The organism is Pararhizobium arenae, from assembly GCF_001931685.1.
Lineage (GTDB): Bacteria > Pseudomonadota > Alphaproteobacteria > Rhizobiales > Rhizobiaceae > Pararhizobium > Pararhizobium arenae.
Genome location: NZ_MOOY01000004.1, coordinates 269,474 through 286,619 on the forward strand (window position 1 = coordinate 269,474; position 17,146 = coordinate 286,619).

General features: G+C 61.1%; 19 protein-coding genes. 12 read left to right on the forward strand and 7 right to left on the reverse strand.

The genetic code is table 11. The features are described from left to right. Genes BLX89_RS10655 through deoA form a run of 4 tightly spaced genes read left to right on the forward strand, consistent with a single transcriptional unit; the run spans position 1 to position 3,305 of the window. Complete coding sequence (locus BLX89_RS10655) at positions 1 to 393, forward strand: cytidine deaminase (protein ID WP_075290877.1); 393 nt, start codon at positions 1 to 3, stop codon at positions 391 to 393. Continuing rightward, positions 390 to 1,187 (forward strand): purine-nucleoside phosphorylase, encoded by a 798-nt coding sequence (locus tag BLX89_RS10660; RefSeq protein WP_075290878.1) that lies wholly within the window; start codon positions 390 to 392, stop codon positions 1,185 to 1,187. The genes BLX89_RS10655 and BLX89_RS10660 overlap by 4 nt, the downstream gene beginning before the upstream one ends. 31 nt (positions 1,188 to 1,218) lie before the next feature. Continuing rightward, complete coding sequence (gene deoC / locus BLX89_RS10665; protein WP_075291097.1) at positions 1,219 to 1,992, forward strand: deoxyribose-phosphate aldolase; 774 nt, start codon at positions 1,219 to 1,221, stop codon at positions 1,990 to 1,992. Further along, on the forward strand, positions 1,989 to 3,305 hold the full coding sequence (gene deoA / locus BLX89_RS10670; RefSeq protein ID WP_075290879.1) for a thymidine phosphorylase: 1,317 nt from the start codon (positions 1,989 to 1,991) through the stop codon (positions 3,303 to 3,305). The genes deoC and deoA overlap by 4 nt, the downstream gene beginning before the upstream one ends. Here the strand turns inward: deoA and BLX89_RS10675 are convergent, their stop codons facing one another. The 7 genes from BLX89_RS10675 to BLX89_RS10705 form a co-directional block, all read right to left on the reverse strand. Beyond that, positions 3,306 to 3,824 (reverse strand): TIGR02281 family clan AA aspartic protease, encoded by a 519-nt coding sequence (locus tag BLX89_RS10675; protein WP_075290880.1) that lies wholly within the window; start codon positions 3,822 to 3,824, stop codon positions 3,306 to 3,308. It abuts the gene before it with no gap. A 124-nt stretch (positions 3,825 to 3,948) separates the two neighbouring features. Then, positions 3,949 to 4,578, reverse strand: coding sequence for a uracil phosphoribosyltransferase (gene upp / locus BLX89_RS10680; RefSeq protein WP_075291098.1), 630 nt, complete (start codon positions 4,576 to 4,578; stop codon positions 3,949 to 3,951). Between the two features lie 106 nt (positions 4,579 to 4,684). Further along, positions 4,685 to 5,653 carry an adenosine deaminase gene (locus BLX89_RS10685; protein ID WP_075290881.1) on the reverse strand — a complete coding sequence of 323 codons (969 nt, stop codon included), beginning with the start codon at positions 5,651 to 5,653 and terminating at the stop codon, positions 4,685 to 4,687. Further along, positions 5,650 to 6,870, reverse strand: coding sequence for a phosphopentomutase (locus tag BLX89_RS10690; protein WP_075290882.1), 1,221 nt, complete (start codon positions 6,868 to 6,870; stop codon positions 5,650 to 5,652). The genes BLX89_RS10685 and BLX89_RS10690 overlap by 4 nt, the downstream gene beginning before the upstream one ends. A 158-nt stretch (positions 6,871 to 7,028) precedes the next feature. Next, a complete protein-coding gene (locus BLX89_RS10695) occupies positions 7,029 to 7,631 on the reverse strand; it encodes a TadE/TadG family type IV pilus assembly protein (RefSeq protein ID WP_075290883.1) in 603 nt (200 codons plus the stop codon). 1 nt (position 7,632) lies between these two features. Beyond that, entirely contained in the window at positions 7,633 to 8,202 is a 570-nt protein-coding gene (locus tag BLX89_RS10700) for a TadE/TadG family type IV pilus assembly protein (RefSeq protein ID WP_143523590.1), read from the reverse strand. Positions 8,203 to 8,378: 176 nt separating this feature from the next. Further along, the gene (locus tag BLX89_RS10705; RefSeq protein ID WP_143523591.1) at positions 8,379 to 8,738 is read right to left on the reverse strand and encodes a pilus assembly protein N-terminal domain-containing protein; all 360 of its coding nucleotides are present in this window, start codon (positions 8,736 to 8,738) and stop codon (positions 8,379 to 8,381) included. Positions 8,739 to 9,111: 373 nt separating this feature from the next. Between BLX89_RS10705 and BLX89_RS10710 the strand changes: the two genes are divergently transcribed. The 8 genes from BLX89_RS10710 (at position 9,112) to BLX89_RS10745 (ending at position 17,140) form a co-directional block, all read left to right on the forward strand. Next, positions 9,112 to 9,294 carry a Flp family type IVb pilin gene (locus tag BLX89_RS10710; RefSeq protein ID WP_075290886.1) on the forward strand — a complete coding sequence of 61 codons (183 nt, stop codon included), beginning with the start codon at positions 9,112 to 9,114 and terminating at the stop codon, positions 9,292 to 9,294. Positions 9,295 to 9,478: 184 nt separating this feature from the next. Then, positions 9,479 to 9,991: an A24 family peptidase gene (locus tag BLX89_RS10715; RefSeq protein ID WP_075290887.1), complete on the forward strand. Its 513-nt coding sequence runs from the start codon at positions 9,479 to 9,481 to the stop codon at positions 9,989 to 9,991. A gap of 121 nt (positions 9,992 to 10,112) precedes the next feature. Next, positions 10,113 to 10,931 (forward strand): Flp pilus assembly protein CpaB, encoded by an 819-nt coding sequence (gene cpaB, locus BLX89_RS10720; RefSeq protein ID WP_075290888.1) that lies wholly within the window; start codon positions 10,113 to 10,115, stop codon positions 10,929 to 10,931. Then, positions 10,928 to 12,484 (forward strand): type II and III secretion system protein family protein, encoded by a 1,557-nt coding sequence (locus BLX89_RS10725; protein ID WP_075290889.1) that lies wholly within the window; start codon positions 10,928 to 10,930, stop codon positions 12,482 to 12,484. The genes cpaB and BLX89_RS10725 overlap by 4 nt, the downstream gene beginning before the upstream one ends. 12 nt (positions 12,485 to 12,496) lie before the next feature. Further along, positions 12,497 to 13,252: a CpaD family pilus assembly protein gene (locus BLX89_RS10730; RefSeq protein ID WP_083637419.1), complete on the forward strand. Its 756-nt coding sequence runs from the start codon at positions 12,497 to 12,499 to the stop codon at positions 13,250 to 13,252. Positions 13,253 to 13,281: 29 nt separating this feature from the next. Next, positions 13,282 to 14,571, forward strand: a complete 1,290-nt coding sequence (locus BLX89_RS10735; protein ID WP_075290890.1) for a CpaE/TadZ family protein — start codon at positions 13,282 to 13,284, stop codon at positions 14,569 to 14,571. A gap of 86 nt (positions 14,572 to 14,657) precedes the next feature. Then, positions 14,658 to 16,121 (forward strand): TadA family conjugal transfer-associated ATPase, encoded by a 1,464-nt coding sequence (locus tag BLX89_RS10740; protein ID WP_075290891.1) that lies wholly within the window; start codon positions 14,658 to 14,660, stop codon positions 16,119 to 16,121. Between the two features lie 8 nt (positions 16,122 to 16,129). Further along, positions 16,130 to 17,140 (forward strand): type II secretion system F family protein, encoded by a 1,011-nt coding sequence (locus tag BLX89_RS10745; protein ID WP_075291100.1) that lies wholly within the window; start codon positions 16,130 to 16,132, stop codon positions 17,138 to 17,140. The last annotated feature ends 6 nt before the right edge of the window (positions 17,141 to 17,146 follow it).

Here is a 17,146-nt window from a genome sequence, read left to right on the forward strand (position 1 = left end):
ATGGAAAACGATCTCTTCGAAGCCGCCCGCGAGGCGATGTCCAAGGCGCATGCGCCCTATTCCAAGTTCCCCGTCGGCGCGGCGATTCGCGCCGAGGACGGAAAAATCTATTCCGGCGCCAATATCGAGAACCTGTCCTTCCCCGAAGGCTGGTGCGCGGAAACCACGGCCATCAGCCACATGGTCATGGCCGGCCAGCGCAAGATCCTCGAAGTCGCCGTCATCGCTGAAAAACTGGCGCTCTGCCCGCCCTGCGGCGGCTGCCGCCAGCGGCTGGCAGAGTTTTCCGGCGCCAGCACGCGCATTTTCCTGTGCGACGAGACCGGCGTGAAGAAGACACTGGCGCTTTCCGATCTGCTGCCGCATTCCTTCGAGACCGAGGTGATCGGTTGACGGCCGCCGCAGACCTGCTGAAGAGCCGTCTCGGCGGGCTTCAGCCCCGTTACGGCATCGTGCTCGGCTCCGGCCTCGGCTCGCTGGTGGAAGGCGTGACGGATGCGGTGCGCATCTCTTATGCCGATATCCCTGGCTTCCCCGTCAGTGCCGTTTCCGGCCATGCGGGTGAGCTGGTGGCGGGCAAGATCGGCGGCGTGCCCGTCATCGTGCTGTCCGGCCGCGTGCATTATTATGAGCGCGGCGATGCTAATGCCATGCGCGGGCCGATCGAGACGATGAAGGCGCTCGGCGTCGAAACGCTGATCCTCACCAATTCCGCAGGCTCGCTGCGGGAAGATCTGCCGCCGGGCTCAGTGATGATGATCACCGACCACATCAATTTCTCCGGCGAGAGCCCGCTGATCGGCATCGACAGCGACGCCCGCTTTGTTGGCCTCACGGCCGCCTATGATGCGGAGTTGGCTGAAGCCATCCGCGCCGCCGCCATAAAGCTCGATATTCCGCTGGGTGCCGGCGTCTATATGTGGTTCTCCGGCCCAAACTTCGAAACGCCAGCTGAAATCCGCATGGCGCGCATTCTCGGCGCCGATGCCGTTGGCATGTCGACGGTGCCGGAAGTGATCCTGGCACGATTTTTCGGCCTGAAGGTTGCCGCAGCCTCGGTTATCACCAATTATGGGGCAGGCATGACCGGCGCGGAACTCAGCCATCATGAAACCAAGGATATGGCGCCCGTCGGCGGGCAGCGTCTCGCAGCCATCCTGAAAGAGATGATAACTGCCCGGCCATGAGCCGAGGCGGGAGAGGAAACGGACCAAAATGATGCTCGAAGCCAACAACCGACAGGTTGCGTCGCTCGCTTTGTCGCTGCTGGATCTCACCGATCTCAACGATACCTGCACGCCGGAAGCCATCGAAAAGCTCTGCGCACAAGCGCAAACGCCCTTTGGCCACACCGCCGCCGTCTGCATCTGGCCGCGTTTCGTCGCGCAGGCGCGGGGTATTCTTGGGGCCGACAGCGCCGTCAAGATCGCGACCGTCGTGAATTTCCCTTCCGGTGATCTGCCGGTCGAAACCGTTATTGCCGAGACCGAAAAGGCGATTGCCGATGGCGCCGACGAGATTGATCTCGTCATTCCCTATAAGGCCTTCATGGCCGGTGACGAACGGGCCGTGCGCACGATGATCTCGGCCGTCAAGGCTGTCTGCAAGCCGCCGGTGTTGCTCAAGACCATTCTGGAAACCGGCGAACTGAAGGATCGCGGCCTGATCCGCAGCGCCTCGCATATCGCCATCCAGGAAGGCGCCGATTTCATCAAGACCTCCACCGGCAAGGTCGCCGTCAATGCGACGCTGGAAGCGGCCGATATCATGCTGACCTGCATCCGCGAAAGCGGCCGCAAGGTCGGCTTCAAGCCGGCTGGCGGCGTCCGTACGGTCGGCGATGCGCGCCTCTATCTAAACCTCGCGGCGACGATCCACAGCCCGGACTGGCCGATGCCCTCCACCTTCCGCTTCGGCGCTTCCGGCCTGCTCGGCGATATCCTTGCGGTGCTCGAGGGTCGCGAACCAGCCGTGGCCGCGGCCGCCTATTGACGATGCTCCCGCAGGAAATCATCCGGCGCAAACGTGACGGCGAAGTCCTCTCCGCCGAGGATATCGCCGCGTTTATTAGTGGCCTCTCGGATGGTTCGATCTCTGAAGGTCAGGTCGCGGCCTTTGCCATGGCCACCTGGTTTTCCGGCATGTCGACGGATGAGACCGTGGCGTTGACGCTTGCCATGCGCGACAGCGGCGATGTGCTGGACTGGAGCGGCATTACCGCCCCGATCGCCGACAAACATTCGACCGGCGGCGTGGGCGACAATGTCTCGCTGATGCTGGCACCGATTGCAGCCGCGTGCGGGCTTGCCGTGCCGATGATTTCCGGCCGCGGCCTTGGCCATACCGGCGGCACGCTCGACAAGCTGGAATCCATCCCCGGCTACGACATCAAGCCATCGGCAGCACTTTTCCGCCGCACAGTCGAGGAAGCCGGCTGCGCCATCATCGGCCAGACGGCCGCACTCGCGCCCGCAGACCGTCGCCTCTATGCGATCCGCGACGTGACGGCCACCGTCGATTCCGTCCCCCTGATCACCGCCTCGATCCTTTCCAAGAAGCTTGCCGCCGGCCTGCAATCGCTCGTGCTCGACGTCAAGATCGGGTCCGGCGCCTTCATGGTGAGCCTGGAAGAGGCAGAGACGCTTGCCCGCTCGCTCGTCGGCGTTGCCAACGGGGCAGGGGTCAAGACCACGGCCCTGATCACCGACATGAACGAGCCCTTGGCCGATGCCGCCGGCAACGCGCTGGAAATCGAAAACTGCCTCGCCTTCCTACGCGGTGAAAAGGCCGGCACCCGGCTCGAAACCGTCGTGATGGCCTTTTCTGCGGAAATGCTGCTTTCTTCAGGCTTTTCAACGAATTCGCAAGAAGCCGAAGCGACTGTGCGCCAAGCGCTTGAGAGCGGTGCCGCGCTCGACCATTTCGGTCGCATGGTCCATTTGCTCGGCGGCCCGCATGATTTCATCGAGCGAAGCGACGCCTATCTACAAAAAGCGCCGGTCGTTTTGCCGGTCGAAGCGCCGCGCGCCGGCTTTCTTGTCGCCTGCGACGCCCGAGCTGTCGGTATGGAGGTGATCGCGCTCGGCGGCGGCCGCACACGCCCCAACGAGCCCATCGACCATCGCGTCGGCTTCAGCGAGTTGAAGCCGCTGGGAACGCGGCTGGAAAAGGGCGAGCCCTTCGCCATCGTGCATGCCGCGGATCAGGCGGCGGCGGAAGCCGCACGCACGCGACTTTGCGCCGTTTACGAGTTTGGTGATCAAGCCCCGGCAACAAGGCCGGTCATCGTTTCCCGGATTGGCTAACTACCTGACGAGGTGCAGTGCGCCGTTTTCGACCCGGTAGGATGACAGCCGATTGAGAAAGCTCATGCCGACAAGCATGCCCGAAAGCGATGCATCCGGCAGCACCATCGCCCGCACGTTCTCGACACTGATCGAGCCGATCTTCACGCGGTCGAGAACAACCGGTGCGCCCTTGACGACGCCATTTGCGGTGTTGGCGCGCGCGTTAAACTGCAGGCTGCCCGGCGCTATCCCGAGTTTGCGGGACATGGAGACATTGATAGCAATCATACTGGCGCCGGTGTCGATCATGCCGGGCTGCTTGCGGCCGTTGATCTCAAACGTGCCGAAGAAGTGCCCCTGTGTCGCCTCAAGCTTTACGCCCTTGCCGCCGGCATAGCTCGCCGTCGAAACAGGCGCCTGCTCGATAGGTTGGCCCGCCGCACTTTCCGCCTGTTCCAGATATCGCGTCGCAACGCCGGGCAAGACCATGGCTGCGACGGCAATTCCGGCTGCGAAGATCGAAAGGCGTGCAAGCATGATCCGGCCCCATCATGAGGTTGAGAGGTATCGAGCTAAGCACGGCAGTTGCTAATTCCAAACGAAAACGCCGCCGGTTTGGCCGGCGACGGTATCTGGAAATGAATACCTAGTTAAGAAGGCCTTACTTCGTCCCGTACATCCGGTCGCCGGCATCGCCGAGGCCGGGCACGATATAACCCTTTTCGTTGAGATGGCTGTCGATGGACGCTGTATAGATCGGCACGTCCGGATGCACGGCGTGGAAGTTTTTGATGCCCTCGGGGGCGGCCAGCAGGCAGAGGAAGCGCAGGTTCTTGGCGCCGCGCTCCTTCAGCTTGTCGATGGCGGCGATCGAGGAGTTGCCGGTGGCGAGCATCGGATCGACGACGATGACGAGCCGCTCGGCCATGGCTTCCGGCGCCTTGAAGTAATATTCCACGGCTTCCAGCGTTTCATGGTCGCGGTAGACGCCGACATGCGAGACGCGGGCGGACGGAACGAGTTCCAGCATGCCTTCGAGCAGGCCGTTGCCGGCACGCAGGATCGAGGCGAAGACCAGCTTCTTGCCTTCGAGAACCGGCGCCTGAATGGTTTCAAGCGGCGTTTCGACGGTCTCCATCGTCAGTTCGAGATCCCGCGTGACCTCGTAGCAGAGCAGCACGGAAATCTCGCGCAGCAACCGGCGGAAACCGGCCGTCGAGGTTTCCTTCTTGCGCATGATGGTCAGCTTGTGCTGCACGAGCGGATGATTGATGACCGTTACGCCGTCCATGGCCAAGCCTCCGTAAAATTCTGGATAGACCACTCTTTTTCACGGAAAAGCGGGTGGCCGCAAGAGGTGAGCGCCGGTTTGCGGCGTCATCCCCAGCCGTCGCTCTCTAAAACTTCGCCAGAAGCTTCGCCCGGGTCGCCTCGTCCACGAACGCGCCTTCGATTGCGGTCAGCGTCATGGCGTTGATCTCGCCGTCGCTGAAGCCGAAGACATGGGAGGCGATCTCGTATTCCTGCTCCAGCGAGGTGTGGAAGAAGGGCGGATCGTCGGAATTCAGCGTCACCCGGCAGCCGGCGTCGCGAAGCTTCCGCAGCGGATGCGACGCAAAATCCGGGAACACCTTGAGCGAGACGTTGGAGCCGGGGCAGGTTTCCAGCACCACACCCTCATCGGCGATGCGGGCGACCAGGCCGGCATCCTCGATGGCGCGCACGCCGTGGCTGATGCGCGAGGGGCGGACATGATCGAGCGCATCGCGCACGCTGAAGGCGCCGGCCATTTCGCCGGCATGGATGGTGATGCCGAGACCGCTGTCGCGGGCGATATCGAAGGCGCGGGCAAAGTCCGCAACCCTGTGCATACGCTCCTCGCCGGCCAGATTGAAGCCGGTCACGAGCGGATGGGCGCGCTTGGCGGCGTAGAGCGCGGTCTTTTCCGCTCGCTCTGTGCCAAGATGGCGGATGATGGTGATGATCATCCGGCCTTCGATCCCGGTCTTGGCCTTGGCGGCCTCGATGCCGGCGGCAAGGCCGCTGATATAAGCATCCGCGCCGATGCCGATGGTGTTGCCATGGTCGGGCGAGACGATGATCTCGCTATAGATCGTGCCGGCTTCCGCCAGTTCCGTCAGATAGGTCTCGGCGAGCAGGGCATAATCCTCTTCCGTGCGGAAGAGTTCTGCGACCTTGTCGTAGCAGATCAGGAAGTCGGAAAACTCGGTCCAGACATAGGCGCCGTCGCGGATGATGTCGCTGACATCGACGTTGTACTTGCGCGCCATGTCGAGCGCGAGCTTCGGCGATGCCGCACCTTCGATATGGCAGTGCAGCTCGGCTTTCTTCAGATGTGCAGTCAAAGGAAACTTCTCCCATGGAGGCCAGGCGCAATGCCGAGATGGCGGGCAACGGTTTCGCCGATGCCGGCAAAACCGTTGATGATGCCGATGGAACGCGGGCGGATATCCGGCCCGAAGGCCAGCACCGGCACGCGCTCGCGCGTGTGGTCCGTGCCGCGCCAGGTCGGGTCGCAGCCGTGATCGGCGGTGATGATGGCGAGATCGCCGGGTTTCAGTTTTTCCTGAATTTCCGGCAGGCGCGCGTCAAAGGCTTCGAGCGCCGCCGCATAGCCCGGAACATCGCGGCGATGGCCGTAGAGCATGTCGAAATCGACGAAATTGGTGAAAACGAGATCGCCGTCCTCTGCTTCGTCCATGGCATTCAGCGTGGCATCGAACAGCGCCATGTTGCCGTTTGCCTTGATCAACCGGCCGATGCCCTGATGGGCGAAGATATCGGCGATCTTGCCGACCGCATGCACGGTGCGGCCTTCTTTCGTCAGCCGGTCGAGAAGGGTCGGTTCCGGCGGCAGGACGGAATAGTCGCGGCGGTTGCCGGTGCGGGTAAAATCGGCTGGCGATCGGCCGACGAAGGGGCGGGCGATCACCCGGCCGATGTTGTAGTCATCCAGCAGCCGGCGCACGACCTGGCAGAACTCCAGGAGCCGCTCGAGACCAAACGTCTCCTCATGCGCAGCGATCTGGAAAACGCTGTCGGAGGACGTGTAGCAGATCGGCTTTCCCGTCCGCATATGCTCCTCACCGCAGCGGGCGATGATGTCCGTACCCGAGGCATGGCAGTTGCCGAGAATGCCCGGCACATTCCCTTCGCGACAGATTGCCTCCACCAGCTCCGGCGAAAATGCGTCTCCTTCTGTCGGGAAGTAGCCCCAGTCGAAGCTGACCGGCGTGCCGGCGATTTCCCAGTGGCCCGAGGGTGTGTCCTTGCCGCGCGAAATTTCGTTTGCCGCCCCATAGGCGCCGTTGGGCTGCGCATCGATAGCAAGACCGGCCGGCACGCTGCCGGTCGCAAGCTTGGCCGCATGGACAAGGCCGAGCGCCGTCATGTTCGGAACGTTCAGCGGCCCTTTACGCAAACCTGCACGATCAGCCGCACCCGCAGCGCAGAATTCGGCGATATGGCCGAGCGTATCGGCCCCTTCGTCGCCAAAGGCTGCCGCATCCGGCGCATTGCCGATGCCGAAGGAATCAAGAACGAAGAGAAAGGCACGCGCCATTGTTCACCTGAAATGTTTTCGCTCCCGGCGACAGCGCGATCCGTAACGATCTGGACGATCCGCGTCAGCCGTACGGCGGCCCCTGCGTTACGTCCGCAAGCGTCGCCAGCCGGCAAACGGATAACGTGGCCGGCTGTGGAATGCAAATCGAGGAAGGCTTAGCTAGCGCAATTGGAGCAGGTGATCTGGTCGCCGAGGCGCTGCTGGTAATAATAGGTCTTGGAAATGTCGATTTCGTTGACCGAGTTCGACAGGGCCGGCGACATCAGCATAATCTGATGGGGAACGACGAGTTCTGCGCGCACGACGAACGTGTTGACGGCAGAGAGTTCCGAAGGCAGGTCCGTCGTCGAGCCTGCGGTGTATGGCTTGCCGCCATCCTGATCCCGCGACCAGGCGACTGTGCCCTTGCCGGCCGCGCTGACCGTGATGCCGGTGATCTTCAGCGTATAGTCGCCCATCTTGTAGGGCGCCATGGCGGCGGCCACGACGTCCTTCATGCCGTCGAGCGTTTCCTTGGTGACATCCTTCTTGCGCGACAGGATTTCCGCCACCGTGCTCGATGCGTGCGCCACCTTGCGGCTGACGCCGACGCCGACGGAGATCTCGAAGGCTCCGAGATAGCCCATGATGAGCAGGGGAATGATGATTGCGAATTCCACCGCGCCCGCGCCCTTGCGGTCGCGAAGAAGGGCACCAAGGAGGCTTTGGCTCGCAAACCCTTGGAAGTGGGTCTTGAGGAGAGACGGCAGTCTGTTCATCTCAATAAGCCTCGTTCACGACGGTATTGGTGGCGACCATCAGATAATCGTTGGGCATGGCGCTGCCGGCCGAGCGAAGGTTGGTCACATAGGGGCGAACCAGATCGGTCGTCACTTCCCAGCGATAATAGGCGCGCACGACATTGATCTTCTCGGCGCCACCGGGGTTGAAGGTGAAGCCATCCGATGAGAAATTAGAGTTGTTGCGCGGAATATCGGCTGGAATATCCGCGAATTTGGGGAAGGCGCGCACATCAAGGTAGAGCCGGTCGGCATCGCAGCTCAGGAAGAAGTTGATCTCTTCGCAGTAGAGCGCACGAAATTCCGCGGCGTTCTTGTCGGTGGAGCGGCCGAGATTATAGGTGATTTCGCCGGTTCTGATCTTGCGCGACATCGTATCATTGGCATTGGCCAGAACCTGCTCGCCGAAGAAGGCGACAAAGGTTTCGATCGATGCGAAGGTCACAAGCATGAACGGCAGCGCAAGAAGCGCAAATTCGATTGCCGCGGCGCCACTCCTGTCTTTCGCAAGACGGCGCAGAAATCCCTTGCGGAGCATGGGTTTCTTCATCTCGGGGATGTCAGCAGCAACTTGCTGTTTTTCCAAACCGGTCATCGGCGGGTTCCTCTCGTGTCGAGGAACTATAGGAAAGGAGCATTGATAAATCGTTTGCGCGATAGGGGCCTATTCGAATGATAATGCTTACCTTTCCGTAAGCATCCGGTTGCGTCGATCGGCCCTTGGCATCAGTTTTTGGGGGTGAGGTCCGCGTGCTCTTCGCAGGTCGGTGTGCAGGAGAGGAGCGTTCTGGCAGTCTGCTTGAAAACCCGCACCGTATTGCCCTCGTCGATCGACACCAGGATACGCTCGTCCACCAACGCATTGCCGTCCGCATCGAGCAGCACAAGGTTGGTGGTGCCGAATGCCCGTCCGGTGAGCACGATCGTGCGCGCATCGGCGACGGTCGCATCGGCAACATCGGAATTTCCGACGATGACCTTGGAGACGGGACGGTCCAGCTTCAGCACGCGGGCATGTCCCTTATAAACACGCATGATGTCCTGCTCCTCCTGCGCCACGGCGGCATTGGAGAGCGACAGCGTCATGATCAGGCTCGCAAATGCGGGAAGCGTCCAGCGGGTGGCGAGTGCGAACGTGTTCGGTTTCATGACGGTTCCTTGAGGAATATGGACGCTAGAGCATCGCCGCTTTTGGTGAATGAAGCGTTAAATTGATTTTCGGTGAATGGCCGCATCTGGCGTGAGCCCGGTGCCTGCCTGCATTTCCAGGGTTAAGCGTCGGATTTTACACGTCTGGTTTGTGGGGCGTTTACCATATAAACCGGGATCAGATGTTAATGGGTTGGTAACTCACTTCCTTAAGCCGTTTGAAATTGGCTCTCCTGTAGCTTCTGCCTCGACCGATCAACGGAAACAGTTGGCGGCAGTGCTGAACAACAAGTGAAGTAGGAGAGATCAAATGACCAAGCTTTTTGCACGTTTCATGAAAGATGAATCCGGCGCGACCGCCATCGAATATGGCCTCATCGCCGCCCTCATCTCCGTTGCCCTGATCACCGGCGCAACCGCCCTCGGTGACCAGCTCGACACCACATTCAATGACCTGTCGACGAAGCTCGACGAAGCCGGCAACGACCGCTAAGCGCAGTCGCCGTCAAGGGAAAAGGCCGCTTCCTCCGCGAGGCGGTCTTTTTTCGTTTTTCGGACATCAATCATTTCGTGCCGAAAACATGCAGCGGTTCCTGAAGGATCGCGTTCCGCTTTAGCGAAGACTTAATCGATCCAGCCGATCCTGAAAGCTCCCGTCGCCAATACCAGAGTGTTCCATGACTGACGCCGCCATTTTCGTCGTGTTTCCTCTTTGCCTCGCCTTCGCCGCGTTTTCCGATTTCTTCACGATGACGATCCCCAACCGGGTTTCGGCCATTCTTCTGGCCGCTTTCGTGGTCGTTGCGCCATTTGCGGGCCTTGGGCTTCAGGATATCCTGACGCATCTCGGCGCCGGAGCGATTGTCTTCACTTTCTGCTTTGCACTCTTTGCGCTCAATATCATGGGTGGGGGGGATGCGAAGCTGCTGACGGCCAGCGCCGTCTGGTTCGGCTTCGAACATTCGCTGTTTCTGTTCCTCGCCTATGTGTCGATCTTCGGCGGCGTGCTGACGCTGGTGATCCTGATGTTGCGCAAGCAAGAGAATGCCTTGCTCGCCACAGGGCTTCCGCTACCGCATCTTCTGTTCACGGCAAAGAAGATCCCATACGGTATTGCCATCGGTCTTGGCGGGTTTCTCGCCTATCCCTCATCGTCACTGATGATGGCGGCGCTTGGCCAGGTCCGTTAGCCAAAGGCGGCCGCACGGTTGCTAACTGCGCGTTAACCAAGCCGTTAAGCAACTCGTTAACCATAATTACACCAATTTCGGATCATTCTGCCCCAACGTAATTCTGTGGGGCAGAAAAACCATGAAACCGGTGCGCGTAATCATTCTGGCGGTTGCTGTCGTCTCGGCGGGGCTTGCCGGCTTTCTGGCTCTGAAATTGACGAGCCCGCGCACGGTGATTGCTGCCGGCGAGCCGGTCGTCGAAAAGGAACCGACGGTCAACGTTCTCGTTGCGAGCAAAAGCCTTCCCGTCGGCTCGCGCCTCAATGGTGATTCCGTCCACTGGACGACCTGGCCGGAAAGCAATCTCGTGGATGGGCTGATCACCGATCAGAACCGCCCGAACGCGGTTACCGATCTGACCGGCGTCGTTGTCCGCATGCCGCTTTTCAATGGCGAACCCGTCCGTCAGGAAAAGATCGCCGATGCTTCTTCGCGCATCATGTCCGCGCTGCTTCCGGCCGGAAAGCGTGCGGTCGCAACCGAAATCACCGTCGCGACCGGCGCCGGCGGCTTCATCCTCCCCAACGATCGCGTTGACGTCATCATGGTCCGCAAGACGGACGAGGGCGGCTTCATCACCGAAACCGTGCTGAGCAACGTGCGTGTTCTCGCCATCGACCAGCAGATCGAGGAGAAGGAAGACGGCTCAAAGTCCGTTGTCGGCACCACTGCCACGCTCGAGCTGACCCCTGATCAGTCGAAAGTCATGACGGTTGCCCAGCAGATGGCGGACCGCCTGTCGCTGGCGCTGCGCAGCATCGCCGACGCACAGGAGCCGGATACGGTCGCGGCGGATTATCTGCTGAGCGGTGATGGCCAGCCGGCCATCCAGGTCATCAAGTCGGGCTCCATCGTCAAGCCAGACGAAAGCACGTCCCAGGAAGGCACCCACGAATGACTGCGGAGCATAACGTGAAACTCATCGCAAAAACGCTGCGCGCATCCGTCGCCGGCAGCCTCGCGCTCTGCATGGCCTTCGTTGGGTTGCCGGGGCACGGTTTTGTCGCAAACGCCGCGAGCGAATCCCTCGTTCGCATCGTTGACAGCGGTCCTGGCGTCAAGAAGAGGATCAAACTTGGTCTGAACAAGGCGATCGTCGTTGACCTGCCGACGGATGCCCACGACATTCTCGTTGCCGATCCGACACTTGCGGATGCGGTCACGCGGTCCTCGCGGCGCATCTATCTTTTCGGCAAAACGGTCGGCCAGACGAATATCTTCGTCTTCGGCCCCAATGGCGAGGAAATCGTCAGCCTCGATCTGGAAATCGAGCGCGACATCGCCGGTCTGCAGTCGAACCTGCGTCGCTTCCTGCCGGACTCCGACATCAACGTCGAAATCATCTCCGACAACATCGTCCTGACCGGAACGGTGCGTACGCCGCTTGATTCGACACGCGTCGAGGAACTGGCCCGCGCGTTCATCAAGGGCGGTGAAGCCACAACCCGCAACATCACGGCCCAGGGCAACAACGGCGACGCCGACATTTTTGCCGAAAATCGCCAGCTGTCCCAGATCGTCAACCTCCTCACCATCGAAGGTGAGGATCAGGTCATGCTCAAGGTCACGGTTGCGGAAGTTTCACGCCAGGTCCTGAAGCAACTCGGGATTAGCGGCAGTATTTACAGCACCTCAAGCGGTGACGGAATCACGTTCAAAAACCCCGCAAATCTAGGAAATGCGGTTAACCCGCTGTCTTCCTTGATCGGCGGCTCCATTGGCACCGGGTCCATGGATTTCAAAAGCTACATCAATGCGATGGAGCAGGCGGGCGTTATGAGAACGCTTGCGGAACCCAGTCTCACAGCCATTTCCGGAAAAGAGGCAAAGTTCTTTGTCGGCGGCGAATACCGCCTGCCAAGTGGGCAGGAGGTGAGCGAAGATGAAGAAAACGGACGGACACTCACGCGCGAGACGAGCGATGTCGAATACGGCGTCGAGCTGAATTTCAAACCGGTCGTGCTGGGGCCTGGGCGCATTGCCCTTGATATAGAAACGAACGTATCGGAACCGACCTTCGAAGGATCCAGCGTCAGCGGCAATACTTACACCGATATCCCCGGCCAGACCTATATGTCGATCCGCAAGCGCGAAGCTTCGACCAGCGTCGAGCTTCCCTCCGGCGGCTCGATCGTCATCGGCGGTCTGATCCAAGACAATATCCGTCAGGCAATGTCCGGCCTGCCCGGCGTATCGAAAATCCCGATCTTCGGGACGCTCTTCCGCAGCAAGGATTTTATCCGCAACGAGACCGAACTGGTGATCATCGCGACGCCGTATCTCGTCAAGCCGGTTGGCCGCAACGCGCTCCAGCGTCCGGATGACAATTTCAACCCGACGGGTGACCTCTCCGGTTATTTCCTCGGCACGGTCAATCGCATCTACGGCAGTGCCCAGGCGCAGGCTCCAGCCGGCCAGTATCACGGCAATGTCGGCTTCATCTACAAATAGGCGGGACCGGACATGATCGACACGCTCTCCACGCACCGTCCCTTGAAAAGGCTTTCCGCCATGCGGTCCACCGATTTCTTCGATACCAGCCGGTCCCTGCGCCTTCTTGCACTGGGCGTGCTGCTCGCTGCCGGAACAAGTCTTGCCGGCTGCGCAAGGGACAACACCACAACCGGTTCGCTGCCCGACGACTACCGCACCCGTCATCCCATCGTGATTGCCGAATCCGAGCACGCCATCGACGTGCCGATCGCGTCCGGCGACCGGCACCTGACAATCAGCGCCCGCGAAGTCATTCGCGGCTTCGCTCAAAGCTACAAGGGCACGTCGACCGGCGTGGTCGAGATCATGCTGCCGTCCGGCTCGGCCAACGCTGCCGCCGCCGATTCGATGCGCCGTGAAATCCGCGCGGCTCTGGTCCAGGCCGGCGTACCGGCAAAGCGGCTCTTGGAAACCCACTATCAGGCTGGCGGTCCCAACGATGCGGCTCCTGTCCGGCTGCGCTACACCGCGATCACCGCGCAAACAGGCCCATGCGGGCAGTGGCCGAGTGACCTTGCCGTCAACACGATCCAGAACAAGAACTACGAGAATTTCGGCTGCGCCAGCCAGGCCAATCTGGCGGCTCAGATCGCCAATCCGATGGACCTGCTCGGACCGCGTGAAATGTCGCCGATCGACGCCGTGCAGCGCGGCGAGGTCCTTAATGACTATCGCGGCATCGACACGACGGTCGACACCGGTGGCACGACGATCAACTTCAACTGACGAACCGCACGGCTTGACGGGATAAGACCATGAGCGCGATTGACTACAAGATCGAGACGGGAGCGGAGGAGGCGAATATCGCCGCCGATCAGTTCCGTGCGGGTGATATCGAGCATCTGCGGCCGCTGCCCCGCATCTCGGTGCATGCCTTCTGCGAAACGCCGGCGCTGCAGAAGGTGATGGAACGTTGCGGTCAGGATCGCCGCATGGCGAAGGTCAATCTGCGCATCAACAGCGGCTCGATCACGGCTGCCGCCAACATGTTCTCCACCATGGCGACGCCGAACCTGATCATTCTGGAGACCGCCACCGAGCCGCGCCACCTGATGGAAGAGCTGGCACCGCTGGCCGCGGTTTGCGATCCGTCGACCAAGGTCGTCCTTATCGGTCGCTATAACGACATTCCGCTCTACCGCGACCTGATCCGCAACGGCATCTCCGAATATATGGTTGCGCCTGTCTCCATGCCGGACGTGCTGGCGACGATCGCCGGCATCTTTGTCGATCCCGAAGCCGAGCCGCTTGGTCGCACCATCGCCTTCATCGGCGCCAAGGGTGGCGTCGGCTCTTCGACGCTGGCGCATAACTGCGCCTGGGGCATCTCCAACCTGTTTTCGACCGAAGTCGTGCTCGCCGACCTCGATCTGCCCTATGGAACGGCCAATATCAACTTCGATCAGGACCCGCCGAGCGGCATCGCCGAGGCCGTCTTTGCCCCGGAACGCCTGGACGAAGTCTTCCTCGACCGCCTGCTGACCAAGTGCTCGGAGCGCCTCTCGCTTCTGGCCGCACCATCGATGCTCGATCGCGCCTATGACTTCGATCCGATGGCGTTCCAGCCGTTGACGGAACTGCTTCAGCGCAATGCCCCGGTGTCGGTGCTCGATGTGCCCCACCAGTGGTCGGAATGGACGCGCAATGTGCTTGCCGAGGCCGACGAGGTTGTGGTGACTGCGGTGCCGGATCTCGCCAACCTGCGCAATGCCAAGAACCTGTTCGATTGCCTGAAGAAGCTGCGGCCCAACGACAAGATGCCGCATCTGGTTCTCAATCAGGTCGGCATGCCGAAGCGCCCCGAAATCACGCCCGGCGACTTCTGCGAATCGCTCGAAATCGAACCGGTCGCGATCATTCAGTTCGACGCCGTCCTGTTCGGCAATGCCGCCAACAGCGGCCGCATGATCGCCGAAATCGACAAGAAGGCACCGGTTGCCGAAACCTTGTCGCAGCTTGCGCATCTCGTGACGGGCCGCGCCGAAGTGAAGAAACCGAAGAAGGGCGGTCTCGGCAAGATGCTGGGCCTGCTCGGTCGCAAGTAGCCGACGACGGATGATCCGGCAGCAGGGGAATGCCTCGCGAACAATGATAAGCGCGGGAAATTTGGAACGTAAAGCGGGTTGAAAGCATGTTTGGGAAACGCGGAAACGAAGGCTTTGGCAAGAGTGGCTCGAACGCCGCTCCGCCGCCGGTTGCTGTGTCTGCATCGGTCGCCGTGGCCGAAAAGCCAACGGCGGCGCCCGTGCTTGCCGAGCCTTCTGCCGTAGCTCGCCCGCAGCCGGCACCGGCTCCGGCCCGCCGCCGTCCGGCCCGCACGGAGGATTACTACGACACCAAGAGCCAGGTCTTCTCCGCGCTCATCGACACGATCGACCTTTCCCAGCTCGCCAAGCTCGACAATGAGAGCGCGCGCGAGGAAATCCGCGATATCGTCAACGACATCATCACCATCAAGAACTTCGCGATGTCGATCTCCGAGCAGGAAGAACTGCTTGAGGATATCTGCAACGACGTTCTGGGTTATGGTCCGCTGGAACCGCTGCTCGCCCGCGACGACATCGCCGACATCATGGTCAACGGCGCCGGCCAGACCTTCATCGAAGTCGGCGGCAAGACCATCGAATCGGAAGTCCGCTTCCGCGACAATGCGCAGCTGCTCTCGATTTGCCAGCGCATTGTCAGCCAGGTGGGCCGCCGCGTCGATGAATCCTCGCCCATCTGCGACGCCCGCCTTCCCGATGGCTCGCGTGTCAACGTCATTGCCCCGCCGCTTGCCATCGATGGCACCGCGCTCACCATTCGTAAGTTCAAGAAGGACAAGCTGAAGCTCGACCAGCTCGTCAAGTTCGGCGCCATCACGCCGGAAGGCGCGGTCCTTCTCCAGATCATCGGCCGCGTGCGCTGCAACGTCGTCATCTCCGGCGGTACCGGCTCCGGTAAAACCACGCTTCTCAACTGCCTCACCGGTTTCATCGATGCCGACGAGCGCGTCATCACCTGCGAGGACACGGCCGAACTACAACTGCAGCAGCCGCATGTGGTGCGCCTCGAAACCCGCCCGCCGAACATCGAAGGCGAGGGCGAGATCACCATGCGCGATCTCATCAAGAACTGCCTGCGTATGCGCCCCGAACGCATCATCGTCGGCGAAGTGCGCGGACCGGAGGTCTTCGACCTGCTTCAGGCGATGAACACCGGCCACGACGGCTCGATGGGCACCATCCACGCCAATACCCCGCGCGAATGCTTGTCGCGTATGGAATCGATGATCGCCATGGGCGGCTATACGCTGCCTGCCAAGACCGTGCGCGAAATCATCGCAGGCTCCATCGACGTCATCATTCAGGCCGCCCGCCTTCGCGACGGTTCGCGCCGCATCACCCACATCAGCGAGGTGATCGGCATGGAAGGTGACGTGATCATCACCCAGGACCTGATGCGCTACGAAATCGAGGGCGAAGACGCCAACGGCCGCATCATCGGCCGTCACAAGTCGACCGGCATCGGCCGCCCGAACTTCTGGGACCGCGCCCGTTACTTCAACGAAGACAAGCGCCTGGCGGCAACGCTCGACGCCATGGAAAAGGATTGATCGGCTTCATGTTCGGGATCGACATCACCGTTTTGGCGATCGCGGCGCTTGCGGCCCTGTCCATGGGCGGAGCCGCCTATGGCTTGATGTTCTCGCGGATCGAAACCGAGAAGAAAGCCGAAAGCCGCGTCCGCAAGGTGGCGGCGAGCGAAACCGACCGCGTCAAGGTCAAGGCTGCCCGCGACCGCATGACGGAAATGTCGAAACGGCGAAAGTCCGTGCAGGATTCGCTGAAGGACCTGGAAAAGAAACAGCAGGAAAAAACCGCCAAGGCGGCGCCGACGATGAAGATGCGGCTGGTGCAGGCTGGCCTCGCGATCACCGTTCCGCGGTTCTACATGATGAGCGTCGCGTTTGGCCTCGTGCTGGGCATTCTGGTGTTCGTCGCCGGCGCGGGCCCTCTCATCGCGCTTGGCATAACCCTGATTGCGGCCGCCGGTCTGCCGCGCTGGGTCGTCAATTTCCTCATCAAGCGGCGCTGCAAGCAGTTCCTCAACGAGTTTCCGAACGCGCTCGACGTGATGGTCCGCTCCATCAAGTCCGGCCTGCCGCTCAACGATGCCGTCCGGCTGATCGCAAATGACGGCCAGGAGCCGGTCAAGACCGAATTCAAGCGGATTATCGAATCGCAGCAAGTGGGTATGAATATTCCGGAAGCATGCGGGCGCATGATCAACAACATCCCGCTGCCGGAGGTGAATTTCTTCGCCATCGTCATCGCCATCCAGGCGCAGGCCGGCGGCAACCTCTCCGAAGCGCTCGGCAATCTTGGCAAGGTGCTGCGCGAGCGCAAGAAGATGAAGGCCAAGGTGCAGGCGCTCTCCATGGAGGCGAAGGCGTCTGCGGCGATCATCGGGGCCTTGCCCTTCATCGTTGCCGGTCTCGTCTACATGACCTCTCCGGATTACATGCTGATCCTCTTCACCGATCCGCGCGGCCATCTCATCATGGGCATCTCCGGCTTCTGGATGAGCATCGGCATCTGGGTCATGCGCAACATGATCAATTTTGACATCTGATACGGA